The 16,728-nt window shown below is 65.3% G+C and carries 16 protein-coding genes; 6 read left to right on the top strand and 10 right to left on the bottom strand.

The window, feature by feature from the left end; all coding sequences use genetic code 11:
• Window positions 1–83: 83 nt before the first annotated feature.
• Both purS and purQ read left to right on the top strand, forming a co-directional pair.
• On the top strand, window positions 84–329 hold the full coding sequence (gene purS, locus GTZ99_RS03530; protein ID WP_161716878.1) for a phosphoribosylformylglycinamidine synthase subunit PurS: 246 nt from the start codon (window positions 84–86) through the stop codon (window positions 327–329).
• Entirely contained in the window at window positions 329–1,006 is a 678-nt protein-coding gene (gene purQ / locus GTZ99_RS03525; protein ID WP_161716877.1) for a phosphoribosylformylglycinamidine synthase subunit PurQ, read from the top strand. Before purS ends, purQ begins: the two co-directional genes overlap by 1 nt.
• A 109-nt stretch (window positions 1,007–1,115) precedes the next feature.
• Here purQ and GTZ99_RS03520 read toward each other — a convergent pair whose 3' ends face one another.
• The 3 genes from GTZ99_RS03520 to glmU all read right to left on the bottom strand — a co-directional run bounded on the left by GTZ99_RS03520 (window position 1,116) and on the right by glmU (window position 6,981).
• Window positions 1,116–3,491 carry a putative bifunctional diguanylate cyclase/phosphodiesterase gene (locus GTZ99_RS03520; RefSeq protein WP_161716876.1) on the bottom strand — a complete coding sequence of 792 codons (2,376 nt, stop codon included), beginning with the start codon at window positions 3,489–3,491 and terminating at the stop codon, window positions 1,116–1,118.
• A gap of 156 nt (window positions 3,492–3,647) precedes the next feature.
• Window positions 3,648–5,471, bottom strand: coding sequence for a glutamine--fructose-6-phosphate transaminase (isomerizing) (gene glmS / locus GTZ99_RS03515; RefSeq protein WP_161716875.1), 1,824 nt, complete (start codon window positions 5,469–5,471; stop codon window positions 3,648–3,650).
• Window positions 5,472–5,607: 136 nt separating this feature from the next.
• Window positions 5,608–6,981: a bifunctional UDP-N-acetylglucosamine diphosphorylase/glucosamine-1-phosphate N-acetyltransferase GlmU gene (gene glmU, locus GTZ99_RS03510; RefSeq protein WP_161716874.1), complete on the bottom strand. Its 1,374-nt coding sequence runs from the start codon at window positions 6,979–6,981 to the stop codon at window positions 5,608–5,610.
• Window positions 6,982–7,043: 62 nt separating this feature from the next.
• Here glmU and GTZ99_RS03505 point away from each other — a divergent pair, with 62 nt between their 5' ends.
• Entirely contained in the window at window positions 7,044–7,736 is a 693-nt protein-coding gene (locus tag GTZ99_RS03505) for an HAD-IA family hydrolase (RefSeq protein ID WP_161716873.1), read from the top strand.
• Between the two features lie 92 nt (window positions 7,737–7,828).
• Window positions 7,829–8,521 (top strand): DUF4328 domain-containing protein, encoded by a 693-nt coding sequence (locus tag GTZ99_RS03500; protein WP_161716872.1) that lies wholly within the window; start codon window positions 7,829–7,831, stop codon window positions 8,519–8,521.
• An 8-nt stretch (window positions 8,522–8,529) separates the two neighbouring features.
• On the opposite strand, the gene GTZ99_RS03495 is transcribed toward GTZ99_RS03500, so the two are convergent.
• From GTZ99_RS03495 to GTZ99_RS03480, 4 genes are all read right to left on the bottom strand, one after another.
• On the bottom strand, window positions 8,530–8,907 hold the full coding sequence (locus GTZ99_RS03495) for a DUF2794 domain-containing protein (RefSeq protein WP_161716871.1): 378 nt from the start codon (window positions 8,905–8,907) through the stop codon (window positions 8,530–8,532).
• A gap of 8 nt (window positions 8,908–8,915) precedes the next feature.
• Window positions 8,916–9,614, bottom strand: a complete 699-nt coding sequence (epsC, locus tag GTZ99_RS03490) for a serine O-acetyltransferase EpsC (RefSeq protein WP_161716870.1) — start codon at window positions 9,612–9,614, stop codon at window positions 8,916–8,918.
• Between the two features lie 26 nt (window positions 9,615–9,640).
• A complete protein-coding gene (locus tag GTZ99_RS03485) occupies window positions 9,641–10,231 on the bottom strand; it encodes a P-loop NTPase family protein (RefSeq protein ID WP_201742344.1) in 591 nt (196 codons plus the stop codon).
• 151 nt (window positions 10,232–10,382) lie between these two features.
• Window positions 10,383–11,741 (bottom strand): heavy-metal-associated domain-containing protein, encoded by a 1,359-nt coding sequence (locus tag GTZ99_RS03480; RefSeq protein WP_227711043.1) that lies wholly within the window; start codon window positions 11,739–11,741, stop codon window positions 10,383–10,385.
• 69 nt (window positions 11,742–11,810) lie between these two features.
• Here GTZ99_RS03480 and purM point away from each other — a divergent pair, with 69 nt between their 5' ends.
• Entirely contained in the window at window positions 11,811–12,926 is a 1,116-nt protein-coding gene (gene purM / locus GTZ99_RS03475; protein ID WP_161716868.1) for a phosphoribosylformylglycinamidine cyclo-ligase, read from the top strand.
• 10 nt (window positions 12,927–12,936) lie between these two features.
• Complete coding sequence (gene purN, locus GTZ99_RS03470; protein WP_161716867.1) at window positions 12,937–13,887, top strand: phosphoribosylglycinamide formyltransferase; 951 nt, start codon at window positions 12,937–12,939, stop codon at window positions 13,885–13,887.
• 296 nt (window positions 13,888–14,183) lie between these two features.
• On the opposite strand, the gene ndk is transcribed toward purN, so the two are convergent.
• From ndk to GTZ99_RS03455, 3 genes are all read right to left on the bottom strand, one after another.
• Window positions 14,184–14,606, bottom strand: coding sequence for a nucleoside-diphosphate kinase (ndk, locus tag GTZ99_RS03465; protein WP_161716866.1), 423 nt, complete (start codon window positions 14,604–14,606; stop codon window positions 14,184–14,186).
• A 117-nt stretch (window positions 14,607–14,723) separates the two neighbouring features.
• Window positions 14,724–15,161 carry a DNA polymerase III subunit chi gene (locus GTZ99_RS03460; RefSeq protein ID WP_201742372.1) on the bottom strand — a complete coding sequence of 146 codons (438 nt, stop codon included), beginning with the start codon at window positions 15,159–15,161 and terminating at the stop codon, window positions 14,724–14,726.
• A 30-nt stretch (window positions 15,162–15,191) separates the two neighbouring features.
• A complete protein-coding gene (locus GTZ99_RS03455; RefSeq protein WP_161716864.1) occupies window positions 15,192–16,688 on the bottom strand; it encodes a leucyl aminopeptidase in 1,497 nt (498 codons plus the stop codon).
• Window positions 16,689–16,728: the final 40 nt, after the last annotated feature.

Below are 16,728 nucleotides of genomic sequence, written 5' to 3'. Positions count from 1 at the left end.
TCTCCCCCTTGGCTTTTGGCGCGCCACGCGCCATAGGCTGCGCCTGATTCCGTAATCCGCCAGCAGAAAGGCCCTTTTCGCCCATGCCCAGCACCACCAAAGTGCGCGTGTTCGTCAGCCTCAAGAACGGGGTGCTTGACCCGCAGGGCCGCGCCATCACCCACGCGATCGAAGGTCTGGGCTTTTCGGGCGTGACCGATGTCCGCGCCGGCCGCATGTTCGAGCTGGAGGTGGACGCCTCTGTCACCGATGCCGCGCTGGACGAAATGGCCTCCAAGCTGCTGGCCAACATGGTGATCGAAAACTATCGCATCGAGCGGGTGGCGTAATGGCGTTCCGCTCGGCTGTCATCACCTTCCCCGGCTCGAACTGCGACCGCGACATGGCGGTGGCGATCGAGCAGGTGTGCGGCGGAGAGGTCCACCGCGTGTGGCACGGCGAGGCTGCCCTGCCCGAAGGTCTGGACTTCATCGCCCTGCCCGGCGGGTTCTCGTATGGTGACTATCTGCGCAGCGGCGCGATGGCCGCCCGCAGCCCGATCATGCGCGCCGTGGTCGATGCCGCCAATCGCGGCGTCAAGGTGCTGGGCGTGTGCAACGGCTTTCAGGTGCTGACCGAAAGCGGGCTGTTGCCGGGCGTGCTGATGCGCAACGCAGGGATCCGCTTTGTCTGCCGCGAAGTGGGCCTGACCGTTGCCAACAACACCAGCGTGTTCACGCAGCGCTATTTCATGGGTCAGAAGATTACGATTCCGGTGGCGCATCATGACGGCAATTATTTCGCCGATGCCGACACGCTGGACCGGCTGGAAGGCGAAGGCCGCGTGGCGTTCCGCTATGCCGAAGCGGTCAATGGCTCGGCGCGGGACATTGCAGGCGTGCTGAACGAGGGCGGCAATGTGCTGGGCATGATGCCCCACCCCGAACGCTTTATCGAGGCGGCGCATGGTGGCATCGATGGCCGCGCCCTGTTCGAAGGCGTGGTGCGCGGGCTGGTAGAGGCCTGATCGGGGCCTGATCGGGGCCGGATCCCACATAACCGAAAGCAAAAAGGGGGCGGTGCGAACCGTCCCCTTTTTCATGCGCGCCTTTTGCATGGCGGCGGCGGGCCGTGGGTCAGACCGCCACGATGGCCTCGTCCGGGCCCGGTTGCGGCAGGACTTCGGTGCGGCCAAACAGTTGCTCGACCTCGGACAGGCGCATCGGGCTGCCATAGCAACTGCCCTGAATGCGGCCACAACCCAGCCCCGTGGCGACATCCAGATCGGTCTCGCTCTCCACGCCCTTGGCCGTCACCGTCATTTCCAGATTGTCGGCCAATGCCACAGCAGCGCGGATCATCGCCACGGATTCGGGATTGCCCGCGGCGGCGCCCTTGATCAGGCCGCGGTCCAGTTTCAGCCCGGCATAGCGCAATTCGCACAGATGGGTCAGCGCCGACGGGCCCGAGCCAAAATCATCCAGCGTCACCGTGCAGCCCAACGCCACAACGCGTTCCAGCATGGCGCGCACCGATCCGGCGTCGCGCTGGAACGCGCTTTCGCGCACTTCCAGCACCAGACGCTGCGGGGCCAGCGTGCTGACCGACAACGCCTTGACCACGTGATCGATGAAATGCGGGTCCAGCAACTGGCGGCCCGAAATATTCACCGCCACGCGCAGATTGGCAGGCCATTGCGCCGCCAGACGGCAGGCTTCTTCCAGCACCCATTCGCCAATCGGCAGGATCAGGCGGCTTTCCTCGGCCAGGCTGAGGAAACGGCCGGGCGAAAGCTGCCCATGCTCGCGCGTGTTCCAGCGCAGCAGCGCTTCCAGACAGATGATGCGGTCATTGCCGGCGTTGACCTCGGGCTGAAAAGCCAGTTCCAGTTCGCCATTCTCGATCGCCTGCCGCAGCGCCACCTCCATCTCGCGGCGGGCGCGGGTTTCGACATGCAGCCCCTCGTCAAAGGCGCAGTGACGGCCGCGGCCGCCCTGCTTGGCGCGGTACAGGGCAAAGTCGGCGTTGTGCATGATCTCTTCGACCGTGCTGCCATCGCGCGGCCCCAGTGCGGATCCGACGCTGGCGCCGATCGACAGCACATGATTGCCGATGTGATAGGGCGCCGACAGGCTGGCAATGATGTCGCGCGACAACCGCCCGACATAGCCCTTTTGCGAGGCATCGCGGATCACAACGCAGAATTCGTCGCCCCCCAGACGGCCGCACAGGGCGTTTTCGTCCATCAGCGCCATCAACCGTTCGGCCACAGCAGCCAGCAACTGGTCGCCCACCGGGTGGCCCTGGGTGTCGTTCACCGCCTTGAACCGGTCCAGATCCATCATCAGGAACGCACAAGGATAATTTCCGCGCACCGCCGCCTCGACCGCATCGCCCAGCGCGTCAGTCACCATCATGCGGTTGGGCAGGCCCGTCAGCGTGTCGTATTTGGCCAGCCAGGTGATCTTTTGCGTCGTCTCGCGCTCATCGGTGACATCGCTGGCCACGCCGCGATAGCCCAGGAACTTGCCGTCCTCGTCGGTACGCACCGTTGCGGTCAGTTCCCACCAGCGCGGCTGACCGCCCACCGTTACCCGCACCAGCAGGTTGGCAAAGCTTTCGCGGCTTTTCATCCTTTCGGACAGCGCATGCAGGCTGGGATCGGCGGGCTGGTTGGGGTCATGCGGGCCGGAAATCAGCTTGATCAGGCTCTCGCCCTCGATCTGTTCAGGCGCCAGCCCCAGCGCCTCGGCAAAGCGGCGGCTGACCTGACGCACGCGGCGCTGCGGATCGGTCAGCCACAGCCAGTTGGCATCGTCCTCGTCAAATTCGCGCAGCAACAGGCGAACCACCTCGCGGCCTTCGTTCACCCGTTCGGCCGCCAGACGCGACATCAGGAACAGGCGCGAGGCGCTGATCGTGCCGACGCCCACGCTGACCACGAAAAGCGTCGAGACCACCGCCATCCCCGGTTGGCCGCCAAACGCGAATTGCGCCACCGACGCTCCGCCGACGATCCCCGAAAACAACAGCGTTGCCAGCGGCACCGTCGGCAGCATCACCGCCGAAACGGTCATCAGCATCGCCAAAACGGTCCACAGTTCAAACCGCAAATGGATCATCGCATGCGGCGCAAAGGCAACGACCGGCACAGACCAGACCAACGCATTGATTACCGTGCCCAGCGCCTGACGCCAGAATTCCTGCCGCGTCATGGCGCGCTGATCGGTATCGCCCAACGCCCAATCGGTGCGTGTGGTATAGGTCAGCGAACCGCACAGCGCCCCCAGCCACCCGGCTATAAGCCCATACCCCACCACCGGTGTGAACAGCAGGATGGTCATCAGGGCCGCCATTGCCTGCGTCAACAGGCGCGCCCGCGCCACCTTGGCCAGTTGGGCATATTGCAGCCCGCGCAAACGCGACCATTCCTCGGTTTCATGGCGCGTTAGGCCAATCACCGACCAAATCGAGAGTTCACGGGTTTGCGGAGAGGAGTCTACGGCGTTCATCTTGGCGACAACATAGGCCGCCAATGCTTATCGCGGCGTAAACCAGCGGCCCGCAGCGCATGAAATATCGGTTACACAGTGTTTAAGTAAATGCCATATAGGCACAAAAAAGGCGACAGAGCAGCGCCCTGTCACCTTTTGTACGAAATATGCGAATTACTCGACAGTCACCGACTTGGCCAGATTGCGCGGCTGATCAACGTCCGTGCCCTTCACACAGGCCACGTGATAGGCCAGCAATTGCACCGGCACGGCATAGACCAGCGGCGCGATCAGCGGATGGACCTTGGGCATCTCGATCGTGGCGATGCAGCCATGGGCCGCCTCGGCCAAGCCTTCGGCGTCAGAGATCAACACGATCTTGCCCCCGCGCGCGGCGACTTCCTGCATATTGCTGACGGTCTTTTCAAACAGCGGGCCGGACGGGGCGATAACGATCACCGGCACATTCTCGTCGATCAGCGCGATGGGGCCATGCTTCATTTCGCCCGATGCGTAACCTTCGGCGTGGATATAGCTGATTTCCTTCAGCTTTAGCGCACCTTCGAGCGCCAGCGGGTAATCCTGGCCACGGCCCAGATACAGCACGTCGCGCGCCGGGGCGATCAGGTGGGCCATCGCCGCAATCGCATCGTCATAGGCCAGCGCCGCATTCAACGCGGCCGGAGTCTCGATCAACTGGCTGACCACATGGCGCTCTTCCTCGCGGGTCATGCGCCCGCGCTTGACCGCCAGATGCGCCGCCAGTGCGGCCAGAACCGCCAACTGACAGGTAAATGCCTTGGTGCTGGCCACGCCGATTTCGGGACCCGCATGGGTGGGCAGCAACAGATCCGCCTCGCGCGCCATAGTGCTGGTAGGCACGTTGACGACGACAGCGATGGTCTGGCCGTTGTCCTTGCAATGGCGCAGCGCGGCCAGCGTGTCGGCGGTCTCGCCCGACTGGCTGATGAAAATCGCCAGACCGCCCGGCTCCAGCACGGGATCGCGGTAACGGAATTCGGACGCCACATCGATGTCCACCGGCAGGCGGGCGAAATGTTCGAACCAATATTTGGCCACCAAACCCGCGTAATAGGACGTGCCACAGGCCACAATCGTCACGCGGTTGATGGTCGAGAGGTCAAAATCAATCTGCGGCAGCGCGACGCTTTCATCGTCACGGCGCACATAGCTTTGCAGCGTTTGCGCCACGACGGTCGGCTGTTCGTAGATTTCCTTTTGCATAAAGTGGCGGAAATTGCCCTTTTCCACCGCCGCCGCGCTGGCGCCGCTGGCCACCACCGGGCGCTTGACCGGATTGTTGTCCTTGTCAAAGATTTCGGCGCCGTCACGGCGCACAATCACCCAGTCGCCTTCTTCCAGATAGCAGATGCGCTGTGTCAGCGGCGCCAGCGCCAGCGCGTCCGAGCCCAGATAGGTCTCGCCCTCGCCAAAGCCCAGCACCAGCGGCGAGCCAAGCCGCGCGCCCACCAGCATGTCGGGGAACTGACGGAAGGCAATCGCCAGCGCAAACGCGCCGCGCAGTTCGGGCAGCGAGGCCTTGACCGCCGCGATCGGGTCCATCCCACCCTCAACCTTGTCCGAGATCAGATGGGCCACCACCTCGGTGTCGGTCTGCGATTCGAACACGCGGCCCTTGGCCTCGAGCGCTTCGCGCAAGGGGCGGAAATTCTCGATGATGCCGTTGTGCACCAGCGCCAACACGTCGGTGGCGTGGGGGTGGGCATTGGCGGCCGTGGGCGCGCCATGCGTGGCCCAGCGCGTGTGGGCGATCCCCGTCAGGCCGGGCGCGGGATTGACCACCAGTTCCTTGACCAGATTGTTCAACTTGCCCGGCGCACGGCGGCGGATCAGTTCGCCACCCTCGATGGTGCAGACGCCGGCCGAGTCATAGCCGCGATATTCCATCCGGCGCAGACCGTCGACCAGACGATCCGCCACTTCCTCTTTGCCGACGATGCCGATGATGCCGCACATGCGCGTGTATGCCCCTGATTCGTGTCGCTATGGGGCACAGCCCCGTCCTCGCCCATGGCTATACAGCCAGAGGCTTTCTGTTGGCTTAAGCGCGAAGATATCGCCGCGCCAAGGGCTTTAACCGGCCAGACGCCGCTTATCCGCCCTTCTTTTCGGCCTTCTTCTTTTTCATCGCGTCGTGGAAACGGTCGGCCCAACCCGGTTTGACCAGTTGTTCGGCCCGCACCAGACGCAATTCGCCATCGGCCACATCGCGCGACACGGCACTGCCGGCTGCCACAATGGCATCGGCCCCGATCCGCACCGGCGCGATCAGCGCGCTGTTCGACCCGATAAAGGCGCGCTCGCCAATCACGGTCTTGTATTTGAAATAGCCATCATAATTGCAAGTGATCGTGCCCGCGCCCAGATTGGCGCCCGCCCCGACCTCGGCATCGCCGACATAGGTCAGGTGGTTGGCCTTGGCCCCCTCGCCCAGCACGGATTTCTTGATCTCGACAAAATTGCCAACCTTGGCCCTGGCGCGAATGTCGGCGCCGGGGCGCAGACGAGCATAGGGGCCGATGTCGGCCTTGCTGGCCACCTTGGCTCCCTCCAGATGGCTGAAGGCATGGATCGTCACATGGTCGGCCACGGTGACGCCGGGGCCAAACACCACATTGGGCTCGATCACCACATCGCGGCCAATCTGCGTGTCCCAGGCAAACCACACCGTTTCAGGCGCGATCAGCGTGGCGCCATCGGCCATGGCGGCGGCGCGGCGGCGGTCCTGCCAGCGCCGCTCGGCCAAGGCCAGTTCGCCACGGCTGTTGATCCCGGCAACCTCATGCTCGTCATCGGTGACAACCACGGCGCACACCCGGCCATCAGCGTTGGCGATGTTGACGATATCGGTCAGGTAGTATTCGCCCTGCGCGTTGTCATTGGTCACGCGGGAGAGCAGCGCGAACAGGTCGCGCGCCTTGACCGCCATCAGCCCGGAATTGCACAGGCGGCAGGCGCGCTCGGCCTCACTCGCGTCCTTGTGCTCGACCATTTTGGCGATGACGCCATCACTGGCGATCACTCGGCCGTATTGCAGGGTGTCTTCAGGTTCAAAGCCCAGCACCACCACAGCCGGCGCATCGGGCGCGTTCAGCCGGGCGATCATCGCGCCCATCGTCGCGCTGCGCACAAAGGGCACATCGCCATACAGGATCAACACGTCACCATCGGGCGCGAATTCGGCCAGCGCCTTTTCCGCCATCTGTACCGCATGGCCGGTGCCCAATTGCGGATCCTGCACCGCGATCGTGGCGCGGCCATTCAGCGCCGCCTCCAACTGATCGCGGCCATGGCCGGCGACCACCACCTGCGCCTGGGGCGTCAATTCAGCAGCATTGGCCAGCAGATGTTCCAGCATCGGGCGCCCGGCGATGGGGTGCAACACCTTGTGGGTGTCGCTTTTCATGCGGGTGCCCTTGCCGGCGGCCAGAACGATGATGGCGAGCGGAGTATCTTGCGCGGTCATGAAGCGGCCCTTTGCCAGCAAATCCTTGCAGATTTCATACGAGCAAGGCATCGCCCACCGCAATGACCCAATTTCCTTTTTCCCTTATCGGATTCGACCTTGATGGCACGCTGCTGGACACCTCCGGCGATCTGGGTGTGGCATTGAACCATGCGCTGACGCAGGGCGGCTTTGCCTCGGTGCCGATGGATCAGGTGCGCACATTGGTCGGCGGCGGGACCAAACAGATGCTGGCCAAGGCATTGGCGCTGGATGGCGTGGTGCTGGACGCCGACGCGATGACCCGCCTGACGCAGGTGCTGGTCAGTCATTACGAGGCCAATATCGCCGTCCACAGCCGCCTGTTTCCGGGCGGAGAGGCGATGCTGGACGCACTGGACGCGCGCGGCGTCAAAATGGCGGTGGTCACGAACAAGATGGAGCATCTGGCGGTGCGCCTGCTGGACGAAATCGGCCTGTCGCACCGTTTCGTCACGATCATCGGCGGCGACACGCTGGGCCCCGGCCGGGCCAAGCCCAAGCCCGACCTGTTGCAGTTGATGCTGGAACGCGCGGGCGTTGCGGCTTCGCGCGCAGCCTATGTCGGGGATACCACATTCGACACCGGCGCGGCGGCGGCGGCGGGATTGCCCTGCGTTGCGGTACGCTTCGGCTTTTGCGACAAACCGGCCGATGACTTGGGCGCGGACCGGGTGATCGACCATTTCGATGATCTGGTCGATACGCTGGCGGATATGGGCCAAATCGCCGCCTGATTGGCAAATATACTCAGGAAACCGGCGATTGACCTGCCCGTTTCCATCCCTATCCTACCCGGCAGACCAAGACATCTGCCGGGGGGACGGGCATGTTTTCAAGCCAATATTTGGATGGCGCCAACAGCCTGCGCCGGATGACGACCATCCTGCGTGTCGGGATTGCCGCGTCATTGCTCTATGTCGCATTGCGGCTTTGCGCCATGATCGCGCTATTCGCGATGGCGCGGGGACTGATCGTTGTGGATGCTTGGCACCTTGGCGACGATACCCGGGCCAAGCTGCTGATCGCGGCCAGCATCGGCATGGTGTTGATGTTTCTGGCGGTGGCAGGGACATTTCTGCTGTTTCTGGTCTGGGTGTGGCGGGCACACGCCAATCTGCGGCTCAGCGGCATTGCGGGGTTGCGTTATAGCCCGGCATGGGCGGCGCTGAATTATCTGGTCCCGGTGGTAAACCTGATCGTGCCGCCGCGTGCCATGCGCGAATTGTGGAACCGCAGCCATGGCGAAAACGAATGGCTGGGCGACAGCGATGTGCCAGAGGTCGGCGCATGGTGGACGTGTCAGGTGGTGGGGCTGTTGATCGACAGCTTCATCGTGCTGGTGGTGGTCAACAACGCGCTTTCGCCGATCAAAATGACGGCGCCACCAATGGCCACGCTGCTGCTGATGGGGTTTGCCGTGGTTTTGCAGGCGATGGCGCTGATCTATCAATGGAAATTGGTGGGGGCGATCGCCACGGCGCAGGAAACCACGACAGGGATCAGCGAAACCTTTACCTGAGCGCGGCGTTACCCCTCGACGATCTTCATCAACCGCCGCTCGATCACACTCAACACGCCGGCCAGATCATGCCCGCGCTTGAGCACCTGCCCCGCCTCGCCATACAGCGCCCACATGCCCTGTTTGTTGCGCAGCGCGGGGCGCTTTTCGATGCGGGCCTGCGGGCGTTCGGCGCTGCGTTTGAAGGCGGCGAAACTGGCCGCTTCCTTGCCAAAATCCATGGCATAGTCGCGCCACTGACCGGCTGCGACCATCCGGCCATAGACATCCAGAATGCGCATCAGTTCGGCCCGTTCAAACGCCACCTGTGTGGGCGCACGGGGAAAGCTGACGATGTTGGCGTTCGCCGGGATGGTCGATGCCGGGGGCGGGCCGCTTGGCTCCATCCCGGAGATCAGCCCTTGGTGCCGTCACGCGGGGTGTCGCTGCACCGCGCCAGCACCTCGGCCAGTTGCCCGCGCAACGCGGCAACTTCTGCCTCCAGCGCTTCGATTCGCGCCACGGCCGGCTCGGCATCCTTGCACGGCTCCTTGCACGGCGTGCCATAGGGGATGAAGTCCTTGGCCCATGTCTCGGCCGCAACCAGCGTGCTGCGCGCCTTGACGCCCACCATCGTCGCGCCTTCGGGCACATCCTCGGTCACGACGGCATTGGCCCCCACGCGCGCGCGGCGGCCCACCGTGATCGGGCCCAAAATCTGCGCGCCCGAACCAATGATGCTGTCATCGGCCAGCGTGGGGTGACGCTTGCCCCCGATGCCGTTGGCCGGGTTCGTCCCGCCCAGCGTAACACATTGATAGATGGTGACGTTATCGCCAATCTCGGCCGTTTCGCCGATCACGGTAAAGCCGTGATCGATAAACAGATGCCGCCCGATCGTCGCGCCCGGATGGATATCAATCGCCGTCAGCAACCGCCCGATATGGTTCACCAGCCGCGCCAGAAAGAACAGGCGGGCCCGGAACAGACGATGCGACACGCGGTGGAACGCCACCGCCCAGATGCCGGGGTACAGCAACACCTCCCAGCGCGAACGAGGCGCCGGGTCACGCGCGACCACCGAGTCCAGATAGGCAAGCAGACGTCCAACCATAGTTCCCTAATCCCACGTCGCGCGGATCAAAGCAAGCTGGGCTGATCCGGCCCGATCATCACTTCCAGCGCCTCGCGCCAGACGGCAGCACCGGGCGCGCATTTGCGTTCCAGACTGATACGGTCGATCTCGGCCACCAGCCTTTCGGCCCCCATGTGGGAACGCTCGCACCGGCTGGCAAGGTATCGCAGGCCATCATCGGGCAAAATCAGCCCGCGCGCCTCGGCGTGGGCGGCGATCAGATCCGCCAGCATGGCGTCATCGGGCGTGTCGATTTCCACCCACAGCGACCCACCCATGCGTGAACGCAGATCGGGCAAGGCGATCGACCACACCGCGCCCTCTGCCCCCAGCGTGGTGGTCAGCAGCAGCGGCACGCCATCGGCCTGCGCCCGGTTCCAACGGTGGAACAGCGCGGTTTCGTCCATCTTGTCCGCGTCATCGATGGCATCCCCCATCCCGCTGTCCATGAACCATTTGGCCAGCAGGCTTTTGCCACTGCGCGGTTCGCCACACAGCACGGCGGTGCGATAGGGCCAGGTTTCGGGATGGGACAAAGCCTCGACGGCGGCGGCATTGGCATCGCCCACCACCACCCGGCGCGGTTGACCGGTCATTGCCGATCCCAACGGCAAGGCGATCTGGCCGCCGGATGCGTGTGCTCTGCTCATAATAATTCCATCATGCGTTCGTTTGCTGCTGATACTCGGTCAGGGCCATAGCCGGGCCATCGCTGGCCCGATCCGCTGCGCCCCGATTGCGGTAGGATCAGCGCTTGATCCTTAAAGTGGTGCCGCTGACGCTGACCTGCCAGCCCCGGCTGCGCAGCGCGGCGGCCACCGCCTCCAACGAGCCCGAGACGGTCGCGCGCATCACGCTGGTCCCGCCGATGGCGATGCTGGTGGTGCCCGCGCTGTCGACGCCGGGTGCGGCGCGCACCGCCGCCAGCGCCTGATCCACCGCCCGCGCATCGGGCGAGGCGAATTGCACTGTCACCGCCTGCGGCGCGGCTGCACTGGGCGAGGCCTTGGCGGCGGCCTTGGGCTCTGGCGATGGGGTAGCTACCGGGCTGGGCGTACCGCCGCTGACCGATGTGTCCTCCGCCGTGTCCAGCGCCTGCGCGCTGATCGCGGCGACATCGGCGGCCTCTGCCGCGCGGCCCAGCGCGATCAGTCGGGCAAGGCCGGGGTCCATATCAGGCTGTGCCAGCGAAAGCGTCGGATCGGCACGCAGCGCGCCCCGGTTAAGCGCGTCCGTGAACAGCTGATCCATCTTGGCCAGCGCCTGCCCCAGCATGGCTGGCACCCCCGCCTCGTCCGGCGCGGTCAGGGTAAAGCTGCCCAGCAACACATTGTCCGCGCCAAACCGGCCGGTAAACGTGCCCTTGACCGGGCCGCCGGGCCATTGCCGTTCCAGCCGCGCGGCCGCCACCAGTACGTCGGACGCGCCAAACTGATCCAGCAGGCCGCGCAGCCACACCCGGCTGCGCCGCCCCGGCTGCCCCGCCGTCAGCAGCAGCGAATCGCTGCCCGAGCCCGTCGGGCGGACGTAATCAATCGCGCTGGCCCCGGTGCGGAATTCGGCCCACACCTTTTGCCAGTCGCCGCGCACCTCGTACACTTGGCCCACGCCGCCGCTGTACAGCACGGGGATCAACAGCATCGGAGCGGACCGGCTGACAAAGCTGCCACCGCCCGAAATGAATTGCGCCGCCTTGCCGCGGTCGAACACGACGGTCAGCCGCGCCTTGTACCGATGCGGGCCGATCTGCTCCTGCTCGACCACCACGGCGGACACCAGCGCCTCGATCGTGGCGGCGTCCAGCGCGGGGCCATGCGCCTTGTCCCAGGCCAGCTTATAGGCCTCGCGGTAGCCGTTGGCGCGGGCCTCCTGCGCGGTGCGGCCGGTGGCGTTCACCTCAATGCCGCCGATTTCGATGTCACCACTGGCGACAACCGGGGCGATGCCACGCTCCCCCTCGATCTGGGCCGCGAGTCGCGCCCCGCCAAAGGCTGCCAAAGCCAGCGCACAGGCCGCCACCCCCGCCCACAGGGCGCGCGAACGGCCACTTTGGGGCAGAAAAGCGCGGAAATTGCGCGAGCGAAGGGGGTGGGTTGTGCTGGTCATGGCAAATTTGCGCGCCTTTTGCCCAAACCGGCATGGAAATCCAAGCGCGAAAGCGCTACGCGGCGCAGCATGTCAGAGAAAACCGAAAACACCGCTGCCCCCGCCTCGTACACTTATGAGAGCGCGGGCGTGTCCATCGCCGCCGGCAACGCGCTGGTAAAGGCTATCGGCCCGCTGGCCAAAAGCACGCGCCGTCCCGGCGCGGACGCCGATCTGGGCGGCTTTGGCGGCTTTTTCGATCCGCGCGCGGCAGGCTACAAGGACCCGCTGCTGGTGGCGGGCAATGACGGCGTGGGCACCAAGGTCAAGCTGGCCATTGACCATGACCGCCATGACAAGATCGGCATCGATCTGGTAGCGATGTGCGTCAACGACCTGATCGTACAGGGCGCCGAACCGCTGTTCTTCCTTGACTATTTCGCCACCGGAAAGCTGGAAAATGGCGTCGCCGAGCGCGTGATCGCCGGCATCGCCGAGGGTTGCCGCATCGCCAATTGCGCGCTGATCGGCGGCGAAACGGCCGAAATGCCGGGCATGTATGGGCCAGGCGACTATGATCTGGCGGGCTTCTGCGTTGGCGCGGTGGAACGCGGCGAACAACTGACCGGTGACAAGGTGGCGGCGGGCAACGTCCTTCTGGGCCTCGCCTCGTCCGGCGTGCATTCGAACGGCTATTCGCTGGTGCGCCGTCTGGCCGCGGACAAGGGCTGGAAGCTGGACCGCCCTGCCCTGTTCGACAACGAACGCCTGTTGATCGACTATCTGATCGAACCGACCCGGATCTATGTGAAGAGCCTGCTGCCCTTCATCCGTTCCGGCCGCATCAACGCGCTGGCGCATATCACCGGCGGCGGCTTGCTGGAAAACGTCCCCCGCGTCCTGCCAGAGGGGCTGCATGCCCATATCAGCGCCGACGCATGGGAACAGTCGCGCCTGATGGCCTTCCTGCAGGCGCAGGGCAATATCGAGCCGGGCGAGATGGCGCGCACGTTCAACTGTGGCATCGGCATGGTGCTGGCGGTGGAGGCGGACGCTGCCGACGCGCTGGCCGCCGATCTGGCCGCTGCGGGTGAAACCGTGTTCCGCATTGGCGAGATCCGCTTGGGGAAGCGCGGCTGCACCGTCACCGGCAGCGCCGAAGTGTGGAGCGCCCGCACGGCATGGGAAGCCACGCATAATGCGTGAACGCGCAGCTATGCGTAAAGTCAGGGTCGCCGTGCTGATTTCGGGCGGCGGTACCAATATGGCGGCGCTGCTCTATGCCAGCCGCGCCGCCGACTGCCCGTACGAGATCGTGCTGGTAGCCAGCAACAACCCGGACGCAGGCGGCCTGAAACTGGCCGCCGCCGAGGGCGTGGCCACCTATGCCCTGCCGCACAAGGGCATGGCGCGGGCCGATCACGACATGGCGATGGACGCGGCGATCCGCGCATCGGGCGCGGAATATGTCGCGCTGGCCGGCTATATGCGCATCCTGACGCCGGAATTCGTCGCCGGGTGGGAGGGACGGATGCTGAACATCCACCCCAGCCTGCTGCCCAAGTACAAGGGCCTGCACACCCACGAACGCGCGATCGAAGCGGGCGACAGCCATGGCGGCGTGACGGTCCATCTGGTCACGGCCGAACTGGATGACGGGCCGGTGCTGGGCCAGACTCCGGTGGCGATCCTGCCGGGGGATACGGCCGACACACTGGCGGGCCGCGTGCTGTTTGCCGAGCATCAGTTGTACGCGCGCTGTCTGGAACGACTGGTGACGCAACCCTATCGCGCCGACTGGCTGCTGGAACGGGTGGGCACGCTGGCCAACGCCCTGCCCGAAGTCGAAGAGCGCGACAGCCATGGTGCCCCCGGTTGGCGCGTGGGCGGCAAATTCTTTGCCTATTTCAACGATCAGCACCACGGCGAACCGCATATCGCGCTGCTGGTCAAAACCAGCGGTCAGGACGAAATGGCCGCCCTGATCGATGCCGATCCTGACGCCTGGTTCCGCCCCGCCTATTACGGCGCATCAGGCTGGGCCGGGCTGATCCTGAACCGCGCGGAAGTGGACTGGGATCAGGTGGCCGACTGGCTGACCCGCAGTTGGCGCGCCGTTGCGCCCAAGCGGCTGACGCGGCTGATGGATGCGGCGGATCAGTTTTAAAGGGTTTGGCGGGATTGGGGCCTCCGGCGGGCAAAGGGGGTTACCCCCTTTGCAATCCCGATACTGTCCACGTGGCACGTCTGATCAGCCTCGCGCAAAGTCGCCGCGCCGCAGGCAATAAACCGCTTCGCGGGATGGCGCTGTATCGCCGGTCTGGTGTCCCACCATTAACCGGATTGCAAAGGGCCCCCGCCCTTTGCCCGCCGGAGGCCCCCATCCCCGCACCCCAAACCAAAAAGCCGCCGGCGGGTCACCCCACCGGCGGCCTTTTCGTGGCCAAAAATGGCGTCAGGCGATTAGCCGACGATTTCTTCCGGCTTGAAGAAATAGGCGATTTCGATCGCGGCGTTTTCTTCCGAGTCCGAACCGTGCACCGAGTTGGCTTCGATCGATTCGGCCAGTTCCTTGCGGATGGTGCCAGCGTCAGCGTTGGCGGGGTTGGTGGCGCCCATGATGTCGCGGTTGCGCTTCACGGCGTCTTCGCCTTCCAGCACCTGCACGACCACGGGGCCGCTGATCATGAACGAGACCAGATCGTTGAAGAAGGGACGCTCGGCGTGGACGGCGTAGAAGCCCTCGGCCTGTTCCTTGCTCATCTGGATGCGCTTGCTGGCGACGACGCGCAGGCCGGCCTCTTCCAGCATCTTGGTGACAGCGCCCGTCAGGTTGCGGCGGGTGGCATCGGGCTTGATGATCGAGAAAGTGCGGGTAACCGCCATGGTACAATTCCTTGCGAAACGAAAAGGTGATGGGATTTGGCCGCGCCCCTAGCCGGAATGACAGGTGCGATCAAGGCTGGGCGTATCGGGAACGGTGTCCCGGCGCGAAACGGCGCGTTATGGCCCCTGTACCCAGCGCCCGTTCTGCTGCTTCCAGAACTGGCGCTCCACCCCGTCGCGGTCGGCCAGCAGGCGCCATGTGTCGCGCGCGCCGCCGATGGTGGCCTCGTCAAACAACAGCATGACGCGCTCGGTCCCCGGCGGCGGTTCGCGCCACACCCCATCGGCATAGGCGACAAAGCTTGCGCCATTGGCCGGCTCCCCCTCGCCCACGTCAGGGCGGATCAGGATGGGCTGACGCGTGTCATGGTCACCGCCCGACAGGCCATTGGCCAGAAAGGCCTCCTCCCGCCAGCCCCACAGCGCGTCAGACAAAGCCTGCGCGCGCGTGGGATCGGCCTCGACCACCAGCAACCGGCTGCCCCGCTCCAGCGTTTTGGACGCCAGCAGGGGCAGCGCGGCGGCCACCGGGCTTTCGCTCAAGCGATAGAACATGACCTGCACGCGCCGCGCCCCTGCCGGGCCTTAGCCCTCATACCCGCGGACAAAAGCGTCCAGCAGCCGCACGCCATAGCCGGTCGCGCCCTTGGCCCAGGTCGCGCCGGGCTTGTCCGCCCAGACGGTGCCCGCGATGTCCAGATGCGCCCAAGGCGTCGCCTTGCCGTCAGCGCCCTTCTCGACATAGCGCGCCAGAAATTGCGCCGCCGTGATCGAGCCGCCAAACTTGCCGCCCACATTCTTCATGTCGGCAATCGGGCTGTCGATCATCTTGTCATACACCGGCCCCATCGGCATCCGCCACAGCTGGTCGCCTGTGGCCTGCCCCGCCGCCGTCAATTGCGCGGCCAGATCGTCATTGTTGCTGAACAGACCGGCATATTCATGGGCCAGACTGCCGATGATCGCGCCGGTCAGCGTCGCCAGATCGATGATCAGGCGCGGCTTGTGCTCACGCTGCACCCAGGTCAGCGCGTCACACAGCACCAGGCGGCCTTCGGCATCAGTGTTGATCACCTCGATCGTCTGACCGGACATGCTGGTCACCACGTCACCGGGGCGCTGCGCATTGCCATCGGGCATGTTTTCCACCAGCCCCATGACGGCCACGACATTCGCGCGGGCCTTGCGGCGGGCGATGGCCAGCATCGTGCCGGCAACCGCGCCGGCGCCGCCCATGTCCCACTTCATGTCCTCCATGCCGCCAGCGGGCTTGAGACAGATGCCGCCGGTATCGAACGTCACGCCCTTGCCCACCAGCGCCACCGGAGCATCGCCCGCCGCGCCACCGTTCCAGCGAATCACCAGCAGGCGCGGCGTGCGCACCGAGCCCTGCGCCACGCCCAGCAGCGCGCCCATGCCCAGCGCGCGCATCTCGGCCTCTTCCAGCACGCTGATCTGCGCGTCAGTCCCGGCAAAACGCATGCGGCACCGTTCGACAAAGCTTTCGGGGTAAATGACATTGGCCGGCTCGGTCACCAGCTCGCGGGTAAACTCGACACCTTCGGCCAGCGCGGCAGCCTCGGCCCAGGCGGCCTGCGTGCCGTCGGCGGCGTTCAGCACCTCGATCCGGGTCAGCGAAGGCGTCTGGTCGGCACTCAGACGGGTGCGATAGACATCATGGCGCCAGCCGCGCAGCCGCGCCGCCAGCAAAAAGGACGCCGTATGCGCTGCATCCAGCCCGCTGTCGGCAAAATCCACCGCCAGCGCGCCCACGCCCGAGGTCTGGTACTGCGCGCTCAACGCCGCGCCCGCCTTTTCCGCCGCCGCGCGGGGATCGGCCTCGTCCGCCGCGCCCAATCCCAGCAGCACCAGCCGCAACACGCCGCCGTCCTGCGCCACGAAGCCTTCGCACAACTGCCCCGCCTTGGCCGCAAAGCGCGCCGCGCGGGCCGCCTCGGCCAAAGTTGCGGGCAAATCGGCCTGCCCGGCCGCGAAAGCCTCGGCAGTCAAGGGCCGCACCAGCACCCCGGCCCCCGCATCAGCGGCGGTCAGAAAGGCGATCTGCAACGGGGTATAAGGCATGTCATGCTCCGATTGATCGCGTGGCGGTCCGGGCAATCGC

The organism is Novosphingobium ovatum (genome assembly GCF_009909235.1).
Taxonomy (GTDB): domain Bacteria; phylum Pseudomonadota; class Alphaproteobacteria; order Sphingomonadales; family Sphingomonadaceae; genus Novosphingobium; species Novosphingobium ovatum.
Note: the sequence above shows the minus strand (reverse complement) of the source record. Positions and strands in the feature narration are given on the sequence as shown.